The 22,087-nt window shown below is 61.8% G+C and carries 28 protein-coding genes; 18 read left to right on the top strand and 10 right to left on the bottom strand.

Annotation, left to right across the window (positions count from 1 at the left end):
* Positions 1-7 precede the first annotated feature (7 nt).
* Together J4721_RS17785 and J4721_RS17780 are read left to right on the top strand one after the other, a co-directional pair.
* Positions 8-1,078, top strand: coding sequence for a sialidase family protein (locus J4721_RS17785; RefSeq protein ID WP_096708181.1), 1,071 nt, complete (start codon positions 8-10; stop codon positions 1,076-1,078).
* Between the two features lie 634 nt (positions 1,079-1,712).
* Positions 1,713-2,408 (top strand): hypothetical protein, encoded by a 696-nt coding sequence (locus tag J4721_RS17780; RefSeq protein WP_211003337.1) that lies wholly within the window; start codon positions 1,713-1,715, stop codon positions 2,406-2,408.
* Between the two features lie 120 nt (positions 2,409-2,528).
* Here J4721_RS17780 and J4721_RS19945 read toward each other — a convergent pair whose 3' ends face one another.
* The 3 genes from J4721_RS19945 to J4721_RS17770 all read right to left on the bottom strand — a co-directional run bounded on the left by J4721_RS19945 (position 2,529) and on the right by J4721_RS17770 (position 3,559).
* Complete coding sequence (locus tag J4721_RS19945) at positions 2,529-2,756, bottom strand: hypothetical protein (protein ID WP_027238601.1); 228 nt, start codon at positions 2,754-2,756, stop codon at positions 2,529-2,531.
* Positions 2,757-2,925: 169 nt separating this feature from the next.
* Positions 2,926-3,183: a helix-turn-helix transcriptional regulator gene (locus tag J4721_RS17775; protein WP_017470289.1), complete on the bottom strand. Its 258-nt coding sequence runs from the start codon at positions 3,181-3,183 to the stop codon at positions 2,926-2,928.
* Between the two features lie 124 nt (positions 3,184-3,307).
* Positions 3,308-3,559 carry a hypothetical protein gene (locus J4721_RS17770; RefSeq protein ID WP_008327366.1) on the bottom strand — a complete coding sequence of 84 codons (252 nt, stop codon included), beginning with the start codon at positions 3,557-3,559 and terminating at the stop codon, positions 3,308-3,310.
* A 210-nt stretch (positions 3,560-3,769) separates the two neighbouring features.
* Between J4721_RS17770 and J4721_RS17765 the strand changes: the two genes are divergently transcribed.
* The 15 genes from J4721_RS17765 to J4721_RS17695 are packed head-to-tail and all read left to right on the top strand — an operon-like array spanning position 3,770 to position 15,268.
* Positions 3,770-4,138 (top strand): hypothetical protein, encoded by a 369-nt coding sequence (locus J4721_RS17765; protein ID WP_027238602.1) that lies wholly within the window; start codon positions 3,770-3,772, stop codon positions 4,136-4,138.
* Between the two features lie 43 nt (positions 4,139-4,181).
* Entirely contained in the window at positions 4,182-4,796 is a 615-nt protein-coding gene (locus J4721_RS17760; protein WP_027238603.1) for a lytic transglycosylase domain-containing protein, read from the top strand.
* Positions 4,793-5,086, top strand: a complete 294-nt coding sequence (locus tag J4721_RS17755) for a TrbC/VirB2 family protein (protein WP_009503803.1) — start codon at positions 4,793-4,795, stop codon at positions 5,084-5,086. Before J4721_RS17760 ends, J4721_RS17755 begins: the two co-directional genes overlap by 4 nt.
* Positions 5,079-5,357, top strand: a complete 279-nt coding sequence (locus J4721_RS17750) for a type IV secretion system protein VirB3 (RefSeq protein ID WP_027238604.1) — start codon at positions 5,079-5,081, stop codon at positions 5,355-5,357. The genes J4721_RS17755 and J4721_RS17750 overlap by 8 nt, the downstream gene beginning before the upstream one ends.
* Complete coding sequence (locus J4721_RS17745) at positions 5,347-7,722, top strand: type IV secretion system DNA-binding domain-containing protein (protein ID WP_040182600.1); 2,376 nt, start codon at positions 5,347-5,349, stop codon at positions 7,720-7,722. The genes J4721_RS17750 and J4721_RS17745 overlap by 11 nt, the downstream gene beginning before the upstream one ends.
* Entirely contained in the window at positions 7,719-7,886 is a 168-nt protein-coding gene (locus J4721_RS17740) for a hypothetical protein (RefSeq protein ID WP_024099338.1), read from the top strand. The genes J4721_RS17745 and J4721_RS17740 overlap by 4 nt, the downstream gene beginning before the upstream one ends.
* A complete protein-coding gene (locus J4721_RS17735) occupies positions 7,876-9,030 on the top strand; it encodes a lytic transglycosylase domain-containing protein (protein ID WP_024099337.1) in 1,155 nt (384 codons plus the stop codon). The genes J4721_RS17740 and J4721_RS17735 overlap by 11 nt, the downstream gene beginning before the upstream one ends.
* A complete protein-coding gene (locus J4721_RS17730; RefSeq protein ID WP_040104422.1) occupies positions 9,030-9,839 on the top strand; it encodes a type IV secretion system protein in 810 nt (269 codons plus the stop codon). The genes J4721_RS17735 and J4721_RS17730 overlap by 1 nt, the downstream gene beginning before the upstream one ends.
* 17 nt (positions 9,840-9,856) lie before the next feature.
* Positions 9,857-10,510: a virB8 family protein gene (locus J4721_RS17725; RefSeq protein WP_024099335.1), complete on the top strand. Its 654-nt coding sequence runs from the start codon at positions 9,857-9,859 to the stop codon at positions 10,508-10,510.
* Positions 10,511-10,512: 2 nt separating this feature from the next.
* Positions 10,513-11,211 carry a TrbG/VirB9 family P-type conjugative transfer protein gene (locus tag J4721_RS17720; protein ID WP_024099334.1) on the top strand — a complete coding sequence of 233 codons (699 nt, stop codon included), beginning with the start codon at positions 10,513-10,515 and terminating at the stop codon, positions 11,209-11,211.
* Entirely contained in the window at positions 11,208-12,587 is a 1,380-nt protein-coding gene (locus J4721_RS17715; RefSeq protein ID WP_024099333.1) for a TrbI/VirB10 family protein, read from the top strand. Before J4721_RS17720 ends, J4721_RS17715 begins: the two co-directional genes overlap by 4 nt.
* A gap of 4 nt (positions 12,588-12,591) precedes the next feature.
* Positions 12,592-13,578, top strand: coding sequence for an ATPase, T2SS/T4P/T4SS family (locus J4721_RS17710; RefSeq protein WP_024099332.1), 987 nt, complete (start codon positions 12,592-12,594; stop codon positions 13,576-13,578).
* On the top strand, positions 13,575-13,769 hold the full coding sequence (locus tag J4721_RS17705; protein WP_024099331.1) for a hypothetical protein: 195 nt from the start codon (positions 13,575-13,577) through the stop codon (positions 13,767-13,769). Before J4721_RS17710 ends, J4721_RS17705 begins: the two co-directional genes overlap by 4 nt.
* Positions 13,766-14,179 (top strand): hypothetical protein, encoded by a 414-nt coding sequence (locus J4721_RS17700; protein WP_024099330.1) that lies wholly within the window; start codon positions 13,766-13,768, stop codon positions 14,177-14,179. The genes J4721_RS17705 and J4721_RS17700 overlap by 4 nt, the downstream gene beginning before the upstream one ends.
* Positions 14,180-14,191: 12 nt before the next feature.
* Positions 14,192-15,268, top strand: a complete 1,077-nt coding sequence (locus J4721_RS17695; RefSeq protein ID WP_024099329.1) for a type IV secretion system protein — start codon at positions 14,192-14,194, stop codon at positions 15,266-15,268.
* A 95-nt stretch (positions 15,269-15,363) separates the two neighbouring features.
* Here the strand turns inward: J4721_RS17695 and J4721_RS17690 are convergent, their stop codons facing one another.
* From J4721_RS17690 to J4721_RS17665, 6 genes are read right to left on the bottom strand one after another with little or no spacing between them, the layout of a single operon-like run.
* Positions 15,364-16,710 (bottom strand): NAD(P)/FAD-dependent oxidoreductase, encoded by a 1,347-nt coding sequence (locus J4721_RS17690; protein ID WP_024099328.1) that lies wholly within the window; start codon positions 16,708-16,710, stop codon positions 15,364-15,366.
* A 45-nt stretch (positions 16,711-16,755) separates the two neighbouring features.
* Positions 16,756-17,118, bottom strand: a complete 363-nt coding sequence (locus J4721_RS17685) for a hypothetical protein (RefSeq protein WP_027238612.1) — start codon at positions 17,116-17,118, stop codon at positions 16,756-16,758.
* 4 nt (positions 17,119-17,122) lie between these two features.
* Positions 17,123-18,535, bottom strand: a complete 1,413-nt coding sequence (gene merA / locus J4721_RS17680) for a mercury(II) reductase (protein ID WP_024099326.1) — start codon at positions 18,533-18,535, stop codon at positions 17,123-17,125.
* 12 nt (positions 18,536-18,547) lie between these two features.
* Positions 18,548-18,739 carry a mercury resistance system transport protein MerF gene (gene merF / locus J4721_RS17675; RefSeq protein WP_081731463.1) on the bottom strand — a complete coding sequence of 64 codons (192 nt, stop codon included), beginning with the start codon at positions 18,737-18,739 and terminating at the stop codon, positions 18,548-18,550.
* A gap of 32 nt (positions 18,740-18,771) precedes the next feature.
* A complete protein-coding gene (locus J4721_RS17670; protein ID WP_024099324.1) occupies positions 18,772-19,068 on the bottom strand; it encodes a heavy-metal-associated domain-containing protein in 297 nt (98 codons plus the stop codon).
* Positions 19,069-19,082: 14 nt separating this feature from the next.
* A complete protein-coding gene (locus tag J4721_RS17665) occupies positions 19,083-19,481 on the bottom strand; it encodes a mercuric transporter MerT family protein (protein ID WP_024099323.1) in 399 nt (132 codons plus the stop codon).
* A 73-nt stretch (positions 19,482-19,554) separates the two neighbouring features.
* Between J4721_RS17665 and J4721_RS17660 the strand changes: the two genes are divergently transcribed.
* Positions 19,555-19,989 carry a helix-turn-helix domain-containing protein gene (locus J4721_RS17660; RefSeq protein ID WP_024099322.1) on the top strand — a complete coding sequence of 145 codons (435 nt, stop codon included), beginning with the start codon at positions 19,555-19,557 and terminating at the stop codon, positions 19,987-19,989.
* 92 nt (positions 19,990-20,081) lie between these two features.
* Here the strand turns inward: J4721_RS17660 and J4721_RS17655 are convergent, their stop codons facing one another.
* Positions 20,082-22,085 (bottom strand): type IV secretory system conjugative DNA transfer family protein, encoded by a 2,004-nt coding sequence (locus tag J4721_RS17655; RefSeq protein WP_096873517.1) that lies wholly within the window; start codon positions 22,083-22,085, stop codon positions 20,082-20,084.
* Positions 22,086-22,087: the final 2 nt, after the last annotated feature.

Here is a 22,087-nt window from a genome sequence, read left to right as displayed (position 1 = left end):
GATCGTGATGAGTTGGACCGAAGGTAACAACGCCGTTCGGATGGCCCTGTTCGATGGCACCTATTGGACGGAGGCGCGTACAATTCATCAATCTGAGACACTGTTTGTGAACTGGGCCGACTTTCCGTCAGTCGTTGGGCTTAGCGATGGGACGCTTGCAGCGCATTGGTTGGAATTGAATGGGCCGGGCAGCTATCAATACGACGTAAAGATCGCTTTCTCCTTCGATGAGGGTTTGAACTGGACAACGCCAATCATACCCCACGATGACCGATCAAAGCGTGAACATGGTTTCGTGTCGCTAATCCCTGATGATAGCGCTGGTTTGACAGCTCTTTGGCTAGATGGTCGTGCATACGATAATCAAGCCGCAGACGACAGCTATGAGAATGCCATGCAGGTCCGCGCACGTCGCATTGCGCCGGACGGTTCAATGGGACCGGAAAGCCTGCTCGACCCACGCGCTTGTACGTGCTGTCAAACATCGGCCGTCCGCAAGGAAGCAGGTAACATCATAGCGGTTTACAGGGACCGAACAGCCGAAGAAATCCGCGATATTTCGGTTGTCAGGTTGGTCGAAGAAGAATGGACCGACCCCGAAACAATCTACGGCGACGGCTGGGAAATCGCAGGATGCCCTGTCAACGGACCTGCCATCGATGCGTTGGGAACGTACGCGGTAGTCGTGTGGTTCACCGGTGCCAATGGCGAGGCAAAGGCTCGAATTGCGTTTTCCAGGGATGGGGGCGCATCCTTTGAAGACCCGTTGCAACTCGATCTCGGCACACCCGCAGGTCGCGTAGATGTCTTGCAGATGGGTGACGGCAAAGCACTTGCTCTTTGGTTGGAGTATGCGAATGGCGGTGAAGCAATAGTCGTGTGTCAGGTGTCGCCGGAGAGCGGGTGTACTTCGCCACAAGCACTCCACATCAATCGTGGGCGAGAGTCGGTAGGATTTCCAAGGATTACGCGATCAGCAGCTGGCGTTGTCGTTGCGTGGACCGGGTCTGCACAGGGCAACTTGGCGGGGACAACCGTGGTTGGTGTCGAAGTAGCGATACCGTCTCCCGCAAGGTAATCTTCAGGACCAAAGCGACAAGTCGGTTCAAGGCTGTTCCATGGCGGTGAAAGTCAATATTCCGTCCTACTCTTAGAACCCCGCAAACGGATTATTCTAGCCTTGGAGGTTTATCGCTGCGCGAGGATCTCGTAGCCAAACAATCTGGTCACTAGAGCTTCGAAATCGTGAAATCTTTAGATCAAGAGCGCAACAATTGGACCGTCGAGGAATCGCTTCAAGATCGTCGGTAAACCATGGATAAAGATCCCGTCATTATTTACGGGACTGGTGTGATTGTTGTAGGTGCTTCAAGTTGTTGTGCGCCTTACTGTTTTCGAAAACATGCTGCGAAGAGACAGCGAAGGTGGAGTTTGGACTTTGTGACATTTAGCCAGATTGAATGACCGCATTGGCAACTTGAGCTGCAACGCAGCGACAAACCTGCCGCATGCGCGAAGCCGTGCTGCGTCAGCGAAATATGAAAAACGAATGACGGCATTGTCCCGCGATGTGCACCTTTACCAAGCATAAGCGAAGGTCGGCATTAGCCGGAGAAGAAATAACATAAACTTCATTATGCGACTTTATACTTAGCGTTGCGATAGTATATTATTGTATGTATGCTGAACTCCTATCACGGAGGCTCCACAGCATGCGCCATTTACTCAAGAAGCTCCTCCCCTCGGTCGCAGTCGCTTTGACCGTGACAGGTTCTTCGCTGCCAATACCCACCCGCGCGCAGACATACCCGATCGATTGCGCGATCCTCTTGTGCCTGTCTGGCGGCTGGCCTGCTTCCGTCCCTTGCGCCCGAGCCCGCGCCGAATTTATCCGGCGGATTACACCTTGGCCGGTCGAACCACCGCTGCAAATCTGGCGCTGTCCCATGGGCGCCTCCTACGAGAACGATCGGTTACAAAACAACGCTGGCGGCATCTTTGAAGCCTTGTACCGAACCGACAGCCGTCGACCGCTTCAATCCTTGCCAGTAGATAATCTCGTTCCCACCGACCTCGCCCTGCGGCTCGTTCAGGACCGCGCGGACATCGATATCAGCGGGCCAGAGTTCAATTTCGTGCGGTCCATCCGCGTCTTCGATGTACGGTATGCACGACAGCACGAGTCCGGGCGCGATGGGGATTGTAACCGAAGCGCGACCGTGGTCCTCGGCACCTACGGGACCCAAGGCGATTTCTCATGGCAGCGATCTTCGATAACTGCCCTGCCCGAGGCCCATGTGGGACTTGAACGTTGGGGCGAGCATTGCCCTGGCATTTATCACCGATCCGTCTTCGTCGATTGGCGTGACTATGACGGCAACTACGGGTTCGAGCAGGTGAACTACTGACCTGCCGCTACGTAGATTTGTCATGGAAGACGGCTTCTTTGGCTTGCACGACCGCACCGCATACGCTTCGCGGTCCACATGCTGTTTGGCGTTTAGGCAAACACCGCGGGTTCGCTCTGTTCACCCGTCGTCGCTTCTTCCGATCCTCGTCAGCGCATCGAAGTCGATTTCTTGCTTCTGTTCGTCACTTATATCCGGCCGGGTTTCCGATACCGGCTGGGGCCCTTGGACGTCCCACATCACCGCATGTGAGCCTGTCCTCCAGCGATAAACCCAACCAACAACACTGCACCCATCGGTCCCGATCAGATTGGCGATCGCGACGCCCTCACCCTTATCTTCGTTCACTGTTTACTGGCTTCCTGCACTGCGGCGCTGCGAATTGCGGCGTGGGGTTGCAGAGCGTTCACTACGACCGCGCGCCGGGCTTCTTTGATGTTGGCTAACTGGTCCTCGATGAGGAAATGATCATCAGACCGGGAAAGTGGGTTCCCGTGTTCTCAACAATTCATTGGCTTCAAATCCTGTGGTCGGGCTCCGTGGCGGCTTCAACGATCGCCAGAACCTCGAACGGGTCAAAGCCGATGGCGCGCGCCAAGACGACCAGCTCGACAACGTCGACCCGGCGCTGGCCGCTCTCAAGGCGGGCAATAAGGGACTGGTGGCATCTGAGCCTGTCTGCCAGGTCTTTCTGACCAAGGCCCGCTTTGACACGGGCGTCGACCAACGCCTGACAGAGTGCCACTTGTCCCTTGCTTCTGATTGTCTTTGCCACGCGTCACATACCTTTTGTGACGTCGCTAGCGGATGAAATCTGTTATCTAAAAAGTAGATATATGAGGGTGTTATCGGCGTCTGGTTTCCATGGGCTGCAAGTCTGATGCTCCCGAGGTTGCCCATCAATCCCCTACCAATTGCAGGAACCGGCCATATTCCTCGCTGACTTCGCGCGCTTCCTCGAAGGCGCGGGCCCGTTCACCGTCGAGGCAACGGAAGTAGCTCTGGATATCCTGAATGTAATCTTCGAAGTCGCCGCGGATGATATCCGCATAGTCCCGCGCGGCCTGCGAATCGCTTGGCAGGAAAGGACGGGATGGCGCAAAGCAGGATTCCGCCAAAACCGGCCCAGGAACGCAGATCAGAAGGGCCATAGCTTGCAATGGGAGCAGGCATGTCAACCTTGGGTTTCTCAAACCTGTTATCTCCTTGATCGCGGACACTGGCCGTGACTAGTGTTTGCGTAACCAAACTACAGCCAAAGCACGATATTACATCTTGCGGTTGATAATATACTATCGTAACTCTGGGCTTCAAGTAGGAATGCCTGGGGTCGCGCCATTGGAGAAAGCGTGAGCCGGGCCATGAACTGGGACATCGAAGCACCAAATGTGGTTACGGAAGCCAGGTTCCGCGAGCTCGTGGAAAGCGGCTATAGCGCAGAAATCCTGTGCCAGGAGTCGGCACATAAGAAAGGCCCCAGCTATTACGGGGTCTGGATCATGCGCGTTGTCTCTGATGATGGGGTGGAAAAGCTCCTCGTCACCGCCCGCACACGGACGACCTACAACGATATCAAGATCCGCGAGTTCAAGACGATCTCCGGCGTGGTGTCTTTCTTCATTGGCCTTGGCTTTGCGCATGTCGACCTGCCGCTTGAGGCGGGCACAAGCCGCACGCATAAACTCGCCCCGTCAGACAAAGCCTCGTCAGACAAGGCCGCTGACAACTAACCTCGTCTGCCTCTGGCTGGTCGCAGCACCTGCCTCAGCGCAAATGGTCCTGGTCATGGAGAGCGACGGCTCCCTGATCCCGTCCCGCTCCCAAAGCAGCTTTGCTCGAAACTACTATGACGGGATTGGTCAGAGTTCGGCTTCCGATGGGATCGCGATCTTCGGCGAGGTAGAGGCCGAGCAAGAGGGCGTCCAAGTCGCGGCCCTTGCCCGCATGACTCCCCTGCCCCGCGCCGATGTTCTCTCCGGGATTCAGACCACGGCCTTGCGCTATGCCGGCCATCCTGGCCTGCGTCGCGCGGGGCTTTCCGTGACGGATTGGCTGGCTCTCTATCGGGCCAATATCGAGGTTGAGAGCGCCTACCGGCAGGATGCGATTTCAAGTGCAGGTGCCATTGGCCTTGGTCAATTGATGCCAGCGACGGCGCGTGATCTGGGCGTCGACCCGCGTGATCCGCTGCAGAACCTCGACGGCTCCGCCCGCTACCTCGCGATAATGCTGGAGACGTTCGGCGATCCGCACCTGGCGCTGGCTGCCTACAACGCCGGACCCGATGCGGTCCGCCAGTATGGCGGCGTTCCCCCCTACCGAGAAACCCAGAACCACGTGGCCCGCGTCATGGCCGTCGCGGCCCGATTGGAAGGATCAAATTCATGAAACAGATTTCAAACCTCTTTGTCGCCTCGCTGGCGCTATTCCTGCTGATTGCCGAACCCGCCCTCGCCCAGAGCATTGATCTCTCCCCGATCCAGAGCCTGTTACAGGGCATCGTGGATGCGCTGACCGGCCCACTTGGCGTTGTCATCGCGACGCTTGCCGTTCTCGGCGTTTTCTTGAGCTGGTTCTTCAACATCATCGACCTGCGCCAAGCGCTTTGGGTCCTCGTGGGCATCGCCGGTGTCGCGGCTGCCCCCACCATCGTTGCCGCGGTCTTTGCCGGTGGCTGAGCGCTCGCCTCTCTTTCTCGGCCTCGTGCGCCCGCCGAAGCTTCTGGGCCTGCCCATCATGTACGCGATGGTCTGGCTCTTTGGCTCGGTGCTCTTGTTCGTCTGGGTCCAGCACATCGCGGTGCTGGGCGTGGCCACCCTTCTCTATCCGGTGCTGTGGAAGGCCGCCGATTGGGACCCGCGTTTCATCGACGTGATGATGACGGCCCTGCAGGAGACACCGCCCACGCGCAACAGGTCCATCCATGGCGGGGACAGCTATGCCCCGTGATGACGCCCGTGATGCTGCGCTCGATGCCCGCACGATGACGCCGGACTGGTATGCGCGCGAGACCCGCCTCGCGCATATGCTGCCCTATGTGAGCCTCGTCGACGACCAGACCGTGCGGACCCGGGTGAACGAACTCTTCCGCTGCATCCGGCTCGAGGGGATCAACAGCTACACGACGGACGATGCCTATCTCGACAAGGTGACGGCGCTCTTTGCCCGCATCGTCGCGCAGCTCGGGCCGGAATTCAGCTATTACGTCCACAAGGTCTCCAAGGCCATCAAACCTGATCTCGACCCGATCCGTGAGGACAGCTTCGCAGGCGAGGTTGACCGGCGCTGGCGCGCGAAACTCGAGACCAGCGGGCTCCGCGACAAAACACTGACGCTCACCGTCATTCACCGCCCGCCCCCGAAAAGCCTCCTGCCGTTCCTCAGCCGCAGCGCGCCGGACCGACTGAAGGAGGAGACCCGCAAACGCCTGCAGCGCCTCGGTGAGGCCGTGAACGTCTTCCTGTCCGGCCTCGCAGAGCTCAAGCCGCGCATGCTCTCAGCCGGATCGGGAGAGTTGGTGGGATTCTTGGGCGCGCTGAACACGGGCACCGAGCTGCCGCTCTACCCGGCCAACACCTACGGCTTTTTGTCCTTCAACGTCGCCAATACCCGCGTAACGTTTCACGGAGACCATTTCGAGCTTTCCGAAGGCGTCGTGGGCCATCGCTACGGCAAGAGTTTCACCATCGGGGAATATGCTGAGGCCACCTCCTGCACCATGTTCGACATGCTGAACCTGCCGGTCGACATGATCGTGACGCACTCCTTCACGCCGATCAATTCGAACCTCATGGCGGGCCGCATCAAGCGGCAAAAGCGCCAGATGCAGGCCAGCCAGGACGCGGCCCTCTCGCTCCTGGAAGCCCTCGACATCGCCGCCGATGATCTCGAGGCCAAGCGCCAAAGCTTCGGCGAGCATCACATGGTCGTGACGCTCTTTTGCGACACGCTCGAAGAACTGCAAACCCTCAGCGCCGAGATCATGAACGCCGCCGCAACCGAAGGCGTGAAGATGATCGGCGAGCGGGTCGCGGCCAAGGCGCATTACTTGAGCCAGCATCCCGGCAACCAGCCCAAGCGCGTCCGTGCCAGCGCCGTCACCAATCGCAACTTCGCGGATTTTGCGGCCTTTCACCGGACACAGCTCGGCAAACCCGCCGCGAAAACCCCATGGGGCCGGGTCGTCACCTATTTGCCCACGCCGGAGCAGAGCGCCTACCGGTTTTCCTATCACGAGCAAGGTTCGCCCGACAAAGAACCGACCAGCGGGCATACCCTGATCATGGGACGGCCCGGGTCGGGTAAATCGGTGTTGTCGGCCTTCCTGATGACCCAGGCCCGTCGCGCAGGCGCACGGATCTTCGTCTTCGATTACCGTAATGGTATGGAGATGGCGGTCCGCGCCAATGGCGGGCGTTACGCGTCCCTGAACGCCGGTCAGCCTACGGGTCTCAACCCGCTCTGGACCGAAACCGATGCACGCGGCACCGCCTGGCTCTCGGACTGGCTCACCACGCTGCTCTACCGCGCCGACAAGCCCCTGACCCCGGCACAGACCAACCGCATCCAGGAAGTGGTGCGCCAGAACGCGCAGGCCTCCAATCCGGCCCTGCGGAACTGGCGGGATTTCGCATCGCTTTTTGTGTCCACCGATGATGGCGGCGATCTGCACCAGCGCCTGTTTGAGTGGACCGAAGACGGCCGCTATGGGTGGATCTTCGGCCAGACGCTGGAAGATACGTTCTCGCTCGAAGGCGAAGTGGTCGGGTTCGATCTCACCGGCATTCTCGACAGCGAGGCCGAGAAAGAACGCATGGCGGTCCTATCCTATCTTTTCCGCCGGGTCGAGCGCGAGATCGAGGATCGTCGCCCCACAATCATCGTGATCGACGAGGCCTGGAAGGCGCTCGACAACGCATATTTCGCCGAACGGTTGTCGAACTGGCTCGTGACTGCGCGCAAGCAGAACACCGTCGCGGTGATGATGACGCAATACGCAAGCCAGCTCGAGCGCACCCGGACCGGCAAGACCATCGTCGAGGCCGTGCCGACGCAGATCCTGCTGCCCAATATCCGCGCGCAGCCTGCGGACTACGCCATGCTGAACCTCACGGAGAAGGAGCTCGACGTCCTTCTCAACACGGGCAGCAACAGCCGCTTGGCGCTCATCCGTGACGATCAGGGCTCGATCGTCGTCGATGCCGATCTGAGCGCGCTTGGACCCAATCTCACCATCCTTGGCGGCATGGAAAAGGGCGAAGCGCACGTTGGCGCCGATTATCGCACCCGCCCGGACTTCTGGAGGCTTTCATGATCCGTATTCTCTTGTCCCTGACAGCACTCGGCCTGCTCGCTTCCTGTGCGCAGTATCGCGAACCGCAGGCAAACTGCTTCACCTTCCTGGCCTCGACAGCCCCTGTCGCGCCTGATTGCACCTTCACGCCTCTAGATGCGCCGGAGGGCGACATTGAAGTCTAGCCTGCCTCATATCCTCGCGTTTTGCCTGCTGCCTGGTCTCGCCTTGTCTCAAGGTGTGCCGACCAATGACAGTGGGCTGACCTCGCGTGACATCGTCGAGACCGGTGATCGCGAGGCTGACTTGGCCGTTCAGGCCGACAAGCTCGCCGTGCGCGAACTCATCGCGGAGATCGAGCGCGAACAGCTGGCAACCCTGCAACGCATCCTCGATGCCCAGACCAGCTTCGGCGGTCAGGGCTTGCCGGCTATGGTCTCGGGGCTGGAAAGCGGCAGCGGGTATCCGGCCCGGTCAGTCGAGGCGGTCTATGGCAATGCCGACATCGACCCCAATCCCGGCGGTGCGCAGATGTTCGGCGACGCCGCCGAGAACATCGAGCAGCTCATCATCCGCGTCGCCCAGGAAACCAGCGACTTTGCGGGTGTCGGCCGCGCTGGTCTCTCACCCGTCCAATGGCGCGCGTTGCTGCAAGCGCTCATCTGGCAGGAAAGCCGTTTCACCATTGGGGCACGGTCTCCCGTCGGCGCCTATGGCCTCACCCAGATCATGCCCGGCACCGCCAGCGATCTCGGCATCAACCCGGATTACTATGACAGCCCTTACCTGCAGGTGCATGGCGGCGCGCGCTATCTCGCGACCCAGCTCAACACATTCGATGGCAACATCATCAACGCGCTCGCGGCCTATAACGCCGGACCCGGCCGGGTGTTCGAGTATGGCGGCGTGCCGCCCTTTGCCGAAACCCAGCATTACGTTCAGGTCATTCCCGAACGCTACAATCTCTACCTGAGCCGTATCGGCGGGATCGAAGCGCTTGGCACGATCGACCCCGCGCTTCTGGCCAATGCCAACCTCTCAATCACCGGGCACGGCGCGGCCTTCTATGGTAACAACTCACCCGCCGCGATCAGGCAAGCCGCCTTCCGTATTGCGGACATCGTCGAGCGGATTTCCGAGACGGAAGACGTGCAAGAAAGCATCGCGCTCAACACCTATGCCCGCGCCGAACTCGTGCGCCTCGTCGCTGCACGCATCCGGCTTCAGGCGGCCCGCACCCGAGTCCTCTCTGCCGAGGAGCTGGCCCAGGCCAGCGCCCGCATGGCCGAAGGCGCGTTCATGGATTTTACGATCAGGGAGATTGAATGATGGGACGGAAGTTTCTGAGAGCGGCCTTGGCCGCAACGCTTGGGATTGGCCTGCATCTGGGAGCCCTCTCCCCTGCCGCGGCGCAGGGCGTGCCCGTCGTCGACACCCAGAACATCGCGCAAAACATCCAGCAGCTCCGGCAGATGATCGAAGACGAGATCCTGCAAAACGAGCAGCTGACGCAGCTCCGCGAACAGCTCGGCCTTCTCACGGATCAACTCGCGGAGCTGCAAAGAACCTATGAAGCGCTCACCCGACTTGCCGAGCTTCCAGAAATCATCCGCACGGAAATGGAAGACGAGTTGAACGGACTGCTCGACCAGGAGTTCGGAGACATCCTCGCCACCATCGAGGCCATCAAGACGGGTGACTTCTCAGGTCTGTCGGGCTCCGGTGCAGGCGAGATCGAAACCCAGATGGACCGGGTGCTGGCCGATCTCGGCTTCGATGAAGACACGCTCTCGGAAATGGCCACCAGCGGCAATCCCGGGGCCAACCGTGTGGCCACGCAGGCAACAACCGGCGCACTCGTCTCAGCCGCCGCCCAGAACAGCTATGAAGATGCCGGCCAGTCGCTCGAGCGGGTAGACCGCCTTGTCGGGCTCATCGACGACATGGAAGAGCTCAAGCAAAGCATCGATCTCAACACGCGCGTGACCGCGGAGCTCGCCATTGCGCTGGTCGCCATGTGGCAACTCGAAGCCATCCAGACCGTAGGCGATGGCACAGGCGGCGTGATCGATGCCGCCACCATCGCCGAAGAGCAGCGCTTCATGGATTTCACGTTACCGGACCTCCGGGCCGAGTGATCGCGAGGGCATGACGGGTGGCGACTGAACAAGAAATCATCGAGGAAGAACTGGTCTACGGTGCCTTGCGCCGCGAACGGCTCTGGCAACGCCTTGGTCTGGCAGGTCTTGTCTTCGGCATCATCGGCTGTCTGAGCGCAGCAGCAGTCGCGATCCTCGATGTCGATCCGCCCCCCGTCGTTGTCCCCTATGATCCCGCCACCGGCTTTGCACTCCCCGAAGCCTCGGTGGGCGCCTCCTCGGTGACCGCCAACCAGGCGATCATCGAGGCGGAGGTGTTCCGCTATGTGGCCGACCGGGAGGTCTATAACCAGCTCGACAACGATCTGCGCATCCGCAGCGTCCTGCGCCGCTCGGACGGAGCTGCCGAGAGCGGGCTGCGCCAGATCTGGAACAGCGCAAATGAAAACTATCCGCCGACCGTCTATGGCCCCAATGCTCGGCTCGACGTGGAAATCCTCAGCATCAACCGGATCGGAACCAACCGCGCGACGGTCCGCCTGCGCAAGCGCCTGACGTCCATTAACGGCACCCAGACCGGCCTCTTCACTGCGACGCTTCTCTTCGAGTTCCGCCCGGAGACCCGCCGCTCCATCGATGAGGTCTGGACCAATCCATTCGGCTTCACCGTCCTCGAATATTCCATCCGCTCCGACAGATTGGAGAACTGATCTTGTTTCCCGTACGAATTGCATTTGTTGTCCTTATCGTTTTGTTGCCGGGGTTGGTCGCCGCCGAAGCCATCCCGCGTGGCGGTCCCAACGACAGCCGGGTGCGCTTGGCCACCTACCAGGAGGGTCAGGTCTACCGTCTCAGCGTGTCACTCACCCATGTGACCACCATCGAGTTCGGGATCGGCGAAAGCATCCGCTCGATCATCGCGGGCGACACCGAGGGCTTCGAGATCGACGGCGTCCCGGGCGGTCAGGCCTTCGCGATCAAGCCCGTCGCGCGCGGGGTGCATACCAATGTGACAGTCTATACGAACCGCCGGAGCTACTACTTCAACGTCGAGGAGGTCCGCAGCCCAACCTTCTACGTGGTGCAGTTCCGCTATCCTGATGACGCTGCGCGCCCGACCCGGGCCATCGCCGCCCAAGCACCAAACTACAATTACGGCGCCAGCGCGCGGACCGAGTTCACGCCAACGCGCATCTGGGATGACGGGACGTTCACGTATTTCGCGTTTCCGAGAAACGCACCTGTGCCAGCGATCTTCCGCTACGCGGGCGGCCGTGAACGCACGGTCAACACGCAAACCCCTGAAGACGGCGTGATCCGCGTCAGCGGCGTGAACCGCCAATGGATCCTGCGACTTGGCGAAGAGGTGGTCTGCATCGAGGCGATCGCGCCCGCGGAGGCCACCTCATGAGCGATACCGGGAACACCGAGCTGGAAAAACGCCTCGCCGCCCTTGAGAAAGGCAGTGCCCGCGCCCCCACGGCGGCGCAGCGCCGGTCGCCCCTTCTCGCGCTGATCGTGATCCTCGTCATCGGCGTGGGTGGTGCCCTGCTTTATCTCCTCTCACAGCCCGACGAAGAGGAAGCCTTACCGACGGCCACCCCGGACGTCTTCCAAAACGAAGGGGACGGCTTTGGCGCTATCGAGACCTTGCCCCCGCCCGAGCCCGAGGTTGTGTTCGTCGGACCAGACCCCGTCGAGCCCAACGCGGAGCTTCTGGCGCAGATCACCGCCCTGCAGGCCCAGATCGAGGAGTTGCGCAACGCCCCTGAACCAGTTGTCGAGGAAGACACCGCCGCCGCAGAGGCAATTGACGCGCTGACTGCTCAGATCGCGGCGCTACAAGCCGCCTCGGAAGCAGCACAGCAACGATTTCAGGACGAACTGACGGCGCGGGATCGAAGTCTTGAACAACTCCGCATGGATCTGGAATTGGCCCAACTCGAGGCCAGCCGACCGCAACCCGCACCAGCGGGCCCCACGGAAGATGAGCTGCGCGCACGCGAGCAAGAGCGACTGCGCCGCGAGGAAGAAGCCCGGCGCATGGCCGAGCTGGAGCGCCGGGCCGCGGAGGAACGCGCCTTCCAGGAGCGGCGCATCGCCTCGCCCACCATCGCGTTTGGCGGTGCCTCAGGAGCGAATGAAACGGCTCTGACCGAACGCACCTTCGGCGAGGTGACGGATTTCGTGCTGAACGGTGCGCTGCCCTCCACCGTGACGCAGGCCGAGGTGATCGCCAATCCTTCCAACACCATCATCCAGGGCACCATGATCCAGGCCGTCATGGAAACCGCCCTCGACAGCTCACTGCCCGGCCAGACCCGTGCCGTGGTGTCCGAGGATGTCTACAGCGTCGATGGCGCGCGCCTCTTGATCCCCCGCGGATCCCGTCTCGTCGGGCGCTACCGCGCTGGCGTCGATATTGCGCAGCGCCGCGTCACGATCGCTTGGGACCGGATCATCCTGCCCGCGGGCCAAACCGTCCAGATCAGCTCCTTCGGGGGCGATGAACTTGGCCGCTCCGGCGTCACGGGTTTCGTGGACACGCGTTTTGCCGAGCGTTTCGGGTCGGCCGCCCTGATCTCGCTGATTTCGGCCGCGCCAAGTGCCGCCGCCTCCGAGGTCCAGGATGAGACTGCCGCCGACGTTCTCGAAGACGTTGGCGATGATCTGGCAGATGCCACGGACAGCGTCATTGGCGATTACCTCTCCATCGGCCCCGTCATCTATGTCGACCAAGGCGCGCGCGTCACCGTCATGGTCGACCGCGATCTGGAGATCTTCTAGCCCGATGTCGCTCAGCTATCTCGAGACATCCCTTGACCGGATCGACGCCGCCGCCCGCGACGATGTCATCGAGATCTGTATCAACCCCGACGGGACCTGTTGGGGCGAATTCCAGGGCGATCACTTCATGCGCGCGCTGGATCAAAGGCTGACGGGCGTTCAGGTCAGGGACCTCGGCAACCAGATCGCCTCCTCGGCCAATACCACGATGAGCAAGGACCGCCCCATCGTCTCGGTCTCGATCACCTACAAGGGGCGCCCGATCCGCGCACAGGTCATCACCCCGCCCGCCGTGCTCTCGGCCTCGTCGATCAGCCTGCGGTTCTTTTCCAGCCTGCCGCTCAAGGGCATCGAACTCGACTTTCTCTTCGGTAAGGAACGCAAGCTCGAAGAACTGCGCCTCGAGAAAACGCGCGAGCTGCGCGAGGTCGTGGCCTCCGGTTTGATCGATGACGCCCTCGCCTTCTGTGTCGAGAACAAGCTCAACATGATCGTCTCGGGCGGCACCTCGACCGGCAAGACCGTCGCTGCGCGAAAGATCCTCTCCCATGTCCCGTCTGAGGAACGCATCGTCACCATCGAAGAAGCCGCCGAGCTTCTACCGACGCAGCCCAATGCTGTGACCCTGATCGCCAATCGCGATGCGGAATTCCAGACCGCCGATGTGCTTCTCACCGCCACGCTGCGCATGCGCCCCGACCGGATCATCCTGGGCGAGGTGCGCGGCAAGGAGGCCATGACCTTTCTGGAAGCCATCAACACCGGCCATGGAGGCTCGATGACCACGCTGCATGCCGAAACCCCGCAATTGGCCGTGCAGCGGCTCGCGATCGCGGCGCTGAAGACCGAAATCCCGATGACCTATGCCGACATGATCCAGTACATCGAGAACTCCATCGACGTGATCATCCAGGCCGGCCGCCATGACGGCAAACGCGGCATCACAGAATTCTACCTCCCCGGCGCAACTGAGATTGGAATTTCCCAATGAAGACATTTGAATACGATATTCTGTCCTTTCCCATGACCCGCAAAGCCAGCCTTGCCGACATGCAGGCCAGCCTGAATGCCAAAGGTGCGAAAGGCTGGGAGGTGGTGTCGATCAGCTCCTCGGAATTCGCCAATGTGGGACACACGGTCTTCCTGAAGCGTGAAACCACAGCCACCGGATCCACGGCATGAGGCAGGCGAGCTGTACCCTCGTACTGACTGCGCTGGTCCTGGGCCTGACGTCGGCACCCGGCTTCGCTGAGCGCAATCTCGTGCCGACCCTCGAGCGCAGTTTCGACGTCTGTCCAGACCGGCCCGCTGAACCCGTGTGGATGCAGGAGATCCCCCTGCGCCAATCTTATCAGCGAGTTCTGGTTCAGGACATCTACCGCGCCCAGAACCTCGAGCGGATTGTCGAGACCGTCAGCTGCGCCTGCGAAATCCGGTTCCCGTCCTGGGACGCTGCCGAAGCGGTGTTTCGGGAGAGCTACGCGAGCGACGAACGATGGGAAATGCTCGAAGCCTCCGACGCCTACAACCGCCGCGCCAACGCCGCCCGAACTGCCGCCAAGGCCATCTGCGACGCCGCAGGTAATTGGTAAGGCAGCCCCGCGATGAGTGTCGTCACCTACTTCGTTGAAACCTCCCAGGGCTATCTCGACACCGCCGCAGAAACCCAGTTCGGATCGGTTGCGGCAACGGTTGGCACGCTTCTGGTGCTGGGAACAACGCTGGTGGTGGTTCTCGTTTTCCTGAACATGGTCTACCAGTACAAGGCGATGGACGGACGCACGGCATTCTGGCTCGCGGTCAAGATCGGGCTCATCGGGATATTTGCAACCAACTGGGTGCAGTTCAACGCCCTCTCCTCCGCCATCCTGGCCGGGATCGACAGCATTGCGGGTGCGCTGGTTGCTTCCGTTGGTGGTGGAACTCCCGGCCCTTCTGGCACTTTCGCAGAAGAGTTTGACCGGCTAATCGCGGAACTAGGGGACTATCTCAACGCCGCTGGGTCCGAGCTGAACTGGATGGCAGGGGCCATGCTCGACATTGTCGGGGTCCTCTTGCTCTCGATCCTCGGCGGGCTGGCCGCCTTCATCCTCGTGGCATCCCGCCTGATGATCGCACTTCTGATCGGGATCGCACCGGTGATGATTTTCCTGACCCTCTTCGAGGTCACCAAGGACTATTTCGCGCGCTGGCTGTCGGCGCTGGTCTCCTTCGCGCTCTACCCCATAGTCGTGGCCGGTGTGTTCGCGACAATCACGGGTGTCTCCTCTGCCCTCATCGGCGAACTCGGCGACCCGGAGGGAGCCTCAAACATCGGCGCGCTCATTCCCTTCTTCATGATGGTGCTCATGGCCAAGGGCTTCATCATTGCCACGCCCTTCATCGTCCGCGCGATCTCCGGAAACATTATGATGCCCGCCCTCTCCGGTGGTCTCGGCGGCGGCTACAGCTTTGCCCGCGCCGCCATGGGAAGCCAGCAGGCCTACAATCGCTACCTGATCGGAGGCGCAAGTGGCGCAGAATACGCAGCCCTCAGGGCGCGGCAGTTCTTCGGCGTGCAGCAGATGCCCGTGAGGCAGGGCATGGGGCAGACGGGTTCCGCAGGAGGCGCAGGATCCGCAGACTCGGGGTCAAAAATGCTGGCGCAGCTGGCGAGACTGGGTCGACTTGGCCGACGGTGACGGCCCGTAGCGGACCTTCACATATCGAGTCGCGAAGGTCCGGTTCCGGGGTGTTACTAACATGAAGGAGTGCGCAACGGAAAGCCGTTGCACCATCAGAACATTGACCCCAAGTCAGAAGCCCCTGTCGGGTAAGCGGCAGGCATCGCTTTCACCTGCGCCGCCGTCAGCCCCAGCTTGATCGCCAGCGAGAAGACGTTGATCAGCTCGGCATACTCCGGGCCGAACATGTGGGCTCCGAGGATCTTGCCATCCTTGCCGGTGATAATCTTCGCACCGGCATGTGTTTCACCGATGCGCTTCTGCGAGAACCAGCCCGAGGTGTCGGTGAAGCTCACCTCCACATCACCCACCTCTCGCGCCTCTTCCTCGAGCAACCCGACCCGCGCCAGCTCGGGTATGGTGAACACCACGCTCGGCACTCCAGTGTAGTCGGGTTCAGTCCGCTTGCCCTTCAGCATGTTGGAGGCGGCGATCTTACCTTCGAACACAGCTACCGGGGTCAGCGGCTTTCCTGGCGAGGCGGCAGCGTCTCCGGCCGCATAGATGCGTGGGTTCGACGGAGATTGCAGCCAAGGCATGACCTTCACGCCACCGTGCTCGGTTTCGATATCGGCAGCCGCAAGGTCAAGATGGTCGATGGCAGGCACCCTACCTGCACCGTGAACGACGAGATCGGCTTCGATGGAATGGCTCTGACCGGCCCTGCGGTAGAGCACCCGGCGCGCCCCATTCGCGTCCTCGATCCGTTCCATTTCGGCCTCGGCCGCGATCTTAATCCCGGCTTCGCGGCTCCGTTCGAGCAACATCTTTACGAGTTCGGGGTCAAACATCTTCAACTGGCGTGCGCCGCGGTCGAGGATTGTCACCTCAGCTCCCGCCAGCGCGGCGATATGGGCGAATTCGAAGGAGATGTAGCCGCCACCGACAAAGGCGATCCGGCGCGGCAGTTCGGCGAGGTTCAGGAAATCGGTGCTGTCGATCAGTCGCTCGGCACCGGGAAATTTCAGCGGCCTCGGCTTTGCGCCCGTAGCAATCAGTGCGCGGCGAAAGGCGATCTCGCCGTAGCCGTCGATCTCGATCCGGTCCTCGGCGGTGAAGCGCGCGCGGCCATGTAGCGTTTTCACCCCGGCCTCTGTCAGCGCACTTTCCATGCTCTCGGGCACCGGGTCGGTGAAGCTCTCCTTGTGCTTCATCAGCGTGGGCCAATCGATCCTGGTCTCTCCTGCGACGCCCTTGCCTTCGAGCAGCCGCACGGCCTCCACCGCCTCGGCGCCGGCGCGCAGCATCTTCTTCGGGTCGCAGCCCCGGAGTGCGCAGGTGCCGCCATAAGGCAGCTCGTCGACGATGGCGACGGACCAACCCGCCTGGCTGCATTTTTTCGCGGCGTTGATCCCGGCCATGCCGGCGCCGATGACGATCAGGTCGAGTGTCTCGGTCATATGTGCTCCTCGTTCATGCTTGTCAGTCTGGGGCCGCTTACGCGTTCAACGATAGCGACCCATCAATCGTTCACTCAGCCCCCAGATCGCCATAGTGCCTCCACCCGTCGCAATGCCGAGCCAACGCCAGCCGTCCTCTCCGAGCGGCACCAGCCCCGTGCCATGGCCCAGCACAGGAAGCGTCATCGCCAGCAGGAAGGGCCCGGTGTAGCGGCAATGGACCCGGCCACAGCGCCGGGCATTGAACAGGCAGGCACTTCCCATCCACACCAATGCCAGCAACCAGATCCCCATCTTGGGTCCATCGGGCAGTGGAATCGCCAGCACCATGGCACCTATCGGCAACCACCAGGCAAGAGCGGCGCCGAGAGTCGAACCGAGGAGGTCGCGCTTCGATTTTCCGCTCATGCCTTCACCCAGCGCAGCAACTGAGAGCGGCCACGTCCTTCTCGAAGGTCTGGGCCGCAAGCTTCAGCCCTTCCACTGTCGTGAGATAGGGCATGATGGTATCGCCCAACTCCTCGTAGGTGAGCCCGGCTTTCAGCGCCATCGCTGCGGTCTGGATGCTGTCTGCGCCCTCGGGGGCGAGGATCTGCGCCCCCAGCAGGCGTTTGCTGCCTGCCTCGGCCACCAGCTTGATCAGACCGCGCGTGTCGCGGGCGGCAAGCGCGCGGGGGACTGCGTCGAGCGGCAGGACCGAGGTGAGGACCTCGTGTCCAGCGGCGCGGGCCTGTGCCTCGCTCAGTCCCACGCCCGCCACCTGCGGATCGGAGAACACGACCCAGGGCATCGTGCTGTTGTCGTAGCTGCGTGCCTCTCCCGCCACCGCGTTCCGGGCGGCGAGCTTGGCGCCGTAGGCCGCCATATAGACGAACTGGTTGCGCCCTGTGACATCGCCAGCGGCCCAGACGTTCGAGTTGGTGGTGCGCATCTGCGCGTCCACCACGATGCCGCCGCGCGCGCCGGTCACGATCCCGGCCGCGCCGAGGTTCAAGCCATCACTGTTCGGCACCCGCCCGGTGGCAAGCACCAGTCGCTCGGCGATGAAGTTCTCACCCCCGTTACCGGTCAAACGTAGGCCGTCGCCGTCGCGCACCACGCTCTCGTAGCCGGCGACCCGCGCCAAGCGAATACCCTCGGAAGCGAGGTAGCCCTCCAGTGCTTCGGAAATCTCGGGTTCGGCCTCGGGCAGCACACCGCGGCGGCTGACCAGCGTCACCGCGACACCGGCACGGGCGAAGAGCTGCGCAAACTCCACGCCGATATAGCCCGCACCGAGGACCAGCATTGAGGCGGGTAGAACGGTGAGTTCCAGCGCCGACGTGCTGTCGAGGGCGCCGATATCCTGAATGCCGGGGATCGCGGGCGCGTGGGGACGCGATCCGGTGGCGATAACGATCTTCGCTGCCGGGAACGCCGCGTCGTCTACGGTAAGACTGCCTTTGCCGTCGAACCGGGCGCGACCTTCGATGTAGTCCACGTTCTCGTGCCGAGGCAGCACGTCGGCGTATTTTGCCGCGCGCAACTCCTCAACGAGCGCCTGCTTTTGCGCAACCGTCGCAGTCCAATCAGTCACGCTGGCTTCGGCACTGATGCCGTCAAACCGATTGGCGGCGCGGGCGTGGTGAAGGCCCTCCACGGCGCGGATCAGGGCCTTGGAGGGCACGCAGCCCACGTTCACGCAGGTCCCGCCAATCGTCCCATCGCCGATCAGCGCGACTCGAGCCCCGGCTTCGGCGGCGGTAATGGCGGCCGAAAATCCGGCCGAACCAGCGCCGATCACAGCGAGATCGTAACCGCCCTTGGGAGTGCAGCAATCTTTCATATCATTCTCTCTTCAATTCGTGCGTTGGCGCCGCCAGAGCGCAAAAATGGTGATGCCGATGAACACTGCCAGCGCCGGCAGGAGCACGAAGTCGAGCCAGCCCAGCATGGCCGAGAGCCCGACCGCGCCCAGCAGGACCACAAGGACCGGGGTGAAGCAGCACAGCGCCACCAGGACGGTGCCGATCAGCCCGTATTTCAGCATGCGGTCGTCCTTGGGGTTTGTCTCGCGCTCGCTCACGAGACGTCTTCCTGGGCCACTGTTGCTCCATAGCCCACTCCGGTGACGGCGGCGATCAGCTGGTCCGGGTCGGTGGCGAGATCGTCATAGTGCAGGACGTAAACGCCATCCTCGGCCTCGCCCTCGAGGAATTCCGCGATCTCCACAGTCTCCACGCGCTTGAGCGCAGTGGCGACGATATAGCTGCACGAGGGGCAGGTCAGACCAGTGACGTGCAGGCGGGTCTCGGCTTCGGCTGCAAAGATCGCGGTCGGCGAGATCCAGAGGATGGCAGCGAGTAACACTTGTCTCATGATGGGCTCCGATATCAGAAGGTTAGGATGCGCGGCGCGACATAGGGAAAGACCAAGGCCAGCAGCACCACGGCCAGCGCACCCCAAAGCAGTCCGCGCATCAGGCCGCGATCCACCGGGCGCGCGCAGACCCCGGTGCCACAGTCCTCGGCAGACACAGGTCGGTAAGCCTTCCAGAATCCATAGCCGAGCGCCGCCAAGGCGAAGGAGAGGGTTATCCACTTGTAGGAGTAGAGCGCTGTAAGTTGGCCGATGAAGACCCCGGTGACGCCAAGGCTAACCAGGACCAGCGGCAGGATGCAGCAGGAGGTCATCGCCAGCGCCCCGAGCACCCCGGCGCCAGTGGCGGTCCATCCGGTCCTGTCGGGGCTGTCGCCCTCCCAACGTTCGGTATCGTTCGTCTCGATCGTCATCGTGTCACCCTGTTGTCGTTCGATGACTGACAAGATAGGGTCTGTAGCAGCTACAGGATCAAGGAGAAATTTCATGTCGGCTGATCACGCCCCCGCGAGCGAGCTCAAACGCTCCGATCTGGCCAGGCTGACCGGCTGCAACCTCGAGACGATCCGTTATTACGAAAATGTCGGCCTGGTGCCTGATCCGCCACGCACCGCATCGGGCCATCGCCGCTACAGCACGGCACATGTGGAGCGGCTGAACTTCGTGATGCGCGCGCGGGACCTTGGCTTTACTATGGAAGAGATCCGCGGGCTGCTATCTCTCGTCGATCGCGGCAGCCACACTTGTGCCGAGGTCGAGCGGATGGGGCGCCACCATCTCGAGGTAGTGCGCGACAAGATCCGCGATCTCCAAGTGATCGAGACCGTGCTCGCTCAGACAATCGCACGCTGCACCGGCTCGGACACACCAGATTGCCCCCTGCTCGACGTCCTTAGTGCGGGACAGACCAAGTCAGAGTAATCAGAAAGCTCGGTGGAATAGCTGTCATACACGCGAATTGCAGCGAATGGCCGTTGTCCGCCCTCTATGACCGTCAGACCATGCCCACCGCCCTACCGGTGAATTGGCTTTTTGCCACCCTCCTCCTCTCGCAGCATCTCTTCCATTTCATCCAATCCATCGACAGCAGAGCGCATCTGCGCCTCATCATCCACGCCCACTGTCTCGGCATCCGCAACCTGGCCCCCAAAATCCATTTCCATCTGTCGCTGTTCCTCGGCGATTACGGCTTGAACGACAGGCGCAGTCTTCTTTGGGGTGACATCGGTTTGCCCTGACGATTGGCCATCAGCAGCGTGGCGTGCGGCCTCAACGTCGGCGTCGGGTCCGCCTGCTCCGTCCGAAGGCGGCGTCATCGGCATGGCGCGCACACTCAGCGGCAGCGTGCCCTGCGGCCCCCCTCCCCCCGGCTTCGGAAACGGCAACTCCCCCGTCTGCGCCGCGTGGATCGCCTTGAACAGCCGATCGTCAAAATATTGGATCCGCTTCGCGCGGACCGGCATCTGGGCATCGATCACCATGACGATCTCGTCGAGCGGCAGGCGGCGCGCCTCATCCTCGGGCAGGAGAGAGCTTTCTTCGGTCCGGGTGGACTGGCTGCGTCCTTCAAAGGGGTTCTTGCCGATGGACTGGGAGCGCGTGATGACGGTCTTCGTGGTCTTGCCAACCGCCTTGCTCAGCTCTTCGACGGTCTTCTCATCAGAAGGCGTCAGGTAGAGCTTCACGCCCGCGTTGCCCTGCAGGGCGCGGCGGGTGTTCTCGCCGTAGATTTCATCGAGGGCGGGGATGGTTTGCGTGACCACAGCCAAATGCCCGCGATAGGTGCGCAGGGTCTCGATGCTCTCGACCACGATGGGCATCTTGCCCAAGCGATTGAACTCGTCGAGCATGATCATCACTGGCCACTGCTCATCCGGCCCGGGGTCCTTTTCCTGCATCGCCGAGAGGAGATCGGAGAAGAAGAGCCGGATCAGCGGCGCGAGGGGTTTCACCATCAGCGGCTGGACCACGAGATAGACCGAAAAAGGCTTCTTGCGGATCGTGCGGAAATCAAAGTCCGAGACTGCCGTCGCCTCATCGATGGCCGGGTTCTGCCATTGATCGAGCCCCGAGGTCATCAGGAGCGAGACGTAAGAGGTCAGCGTGTCATTATTGGTCGAGGCCAGCCGGGTGAAGATCAGCTTGGCGGCCCTGTTGTCGACCTCGTGGCCGCGCGCGAAGTATTCCTTCTGCTTGTTCCCGCCCGAGGCGGCGATCCGATAGATTTCGCCCAAGGTGGGGCGCTTGCGCTGGAAGGCCAAGAGCCCTGCCGCCACGAAGAGATCGATCCCGCCCTTGAGGAGGCCCTGCACCCGGTCATTGTCGCTCTGCAGGAACAGCGTCGCCAGGAGCTGCAGTTCCATCTGCTGGCGCGCGGGATCTTTCAGTTGATGGATGCGCAGGAGCGGGTTGTAGCGATGGGTGCGCTTGCCCTCCCAATCGGTGGGGGCAAAGCGATAGACCTTGTCGCCTTGGCCTGCGCGGTGCCGGGCCGTTGCCTCGAAACACTCGCCCTTCACATCGAGCGTCACGGCGGAGCCTTGCCAGGTCAGCAGGTTCGGAATGACGAAGCCCGTAGTCTTGCCGCGACCGGTGGGGGCCACGATCAGCGCATGCGGGAAAACCTTCGAGCAGATGTAATTGGCGCGGGAGCCCGGCGGCCCCAGCTTGCCGAGGATGAACCCGGTGCCGGGCGCCCCGAAGAACCCATTGGCCTTCATCTCGCGCGCGGTCTGCCAATGGGTCTGGCCAAAGCGTGTCAGGGCGGACCCCGAGAGGGCGAGGCTCAGCATCAGGCCGGCGGCAGCGAAGCTGCCGATGATCAGGTGAATAAGTTGCGCATCCTCCGGGCGGCGGTCCAGGATCGCCAGATAGTTCTGCGCGATATATGCAAAGTCGATCTCGGCCCCGAAGCCGAGATCCTGGTAGGTCAGCACCGCCGAGGCGATGGTATAGCCCATGGCCCCGGTCACCAGCGTCACCAGCAGGACGCCTGTGGCGATCCGCGCTTTTCCCATGG

The sequence above is a fragment of the Phaeobacter sp. HS011 genome (genome assembly GCF_018101215.1).
GTDB lineage: Bacteria > Pseudomonadota > Alphaproteobacteria > Rhodobacterales > Rhodobacteraceae > Phaeobacter > Phaeobacter inhibens.
Note: the sequence above shows the minus strand (reverse complement) of the source record. Positions and strands in the feature narration are given on the sequence as shown.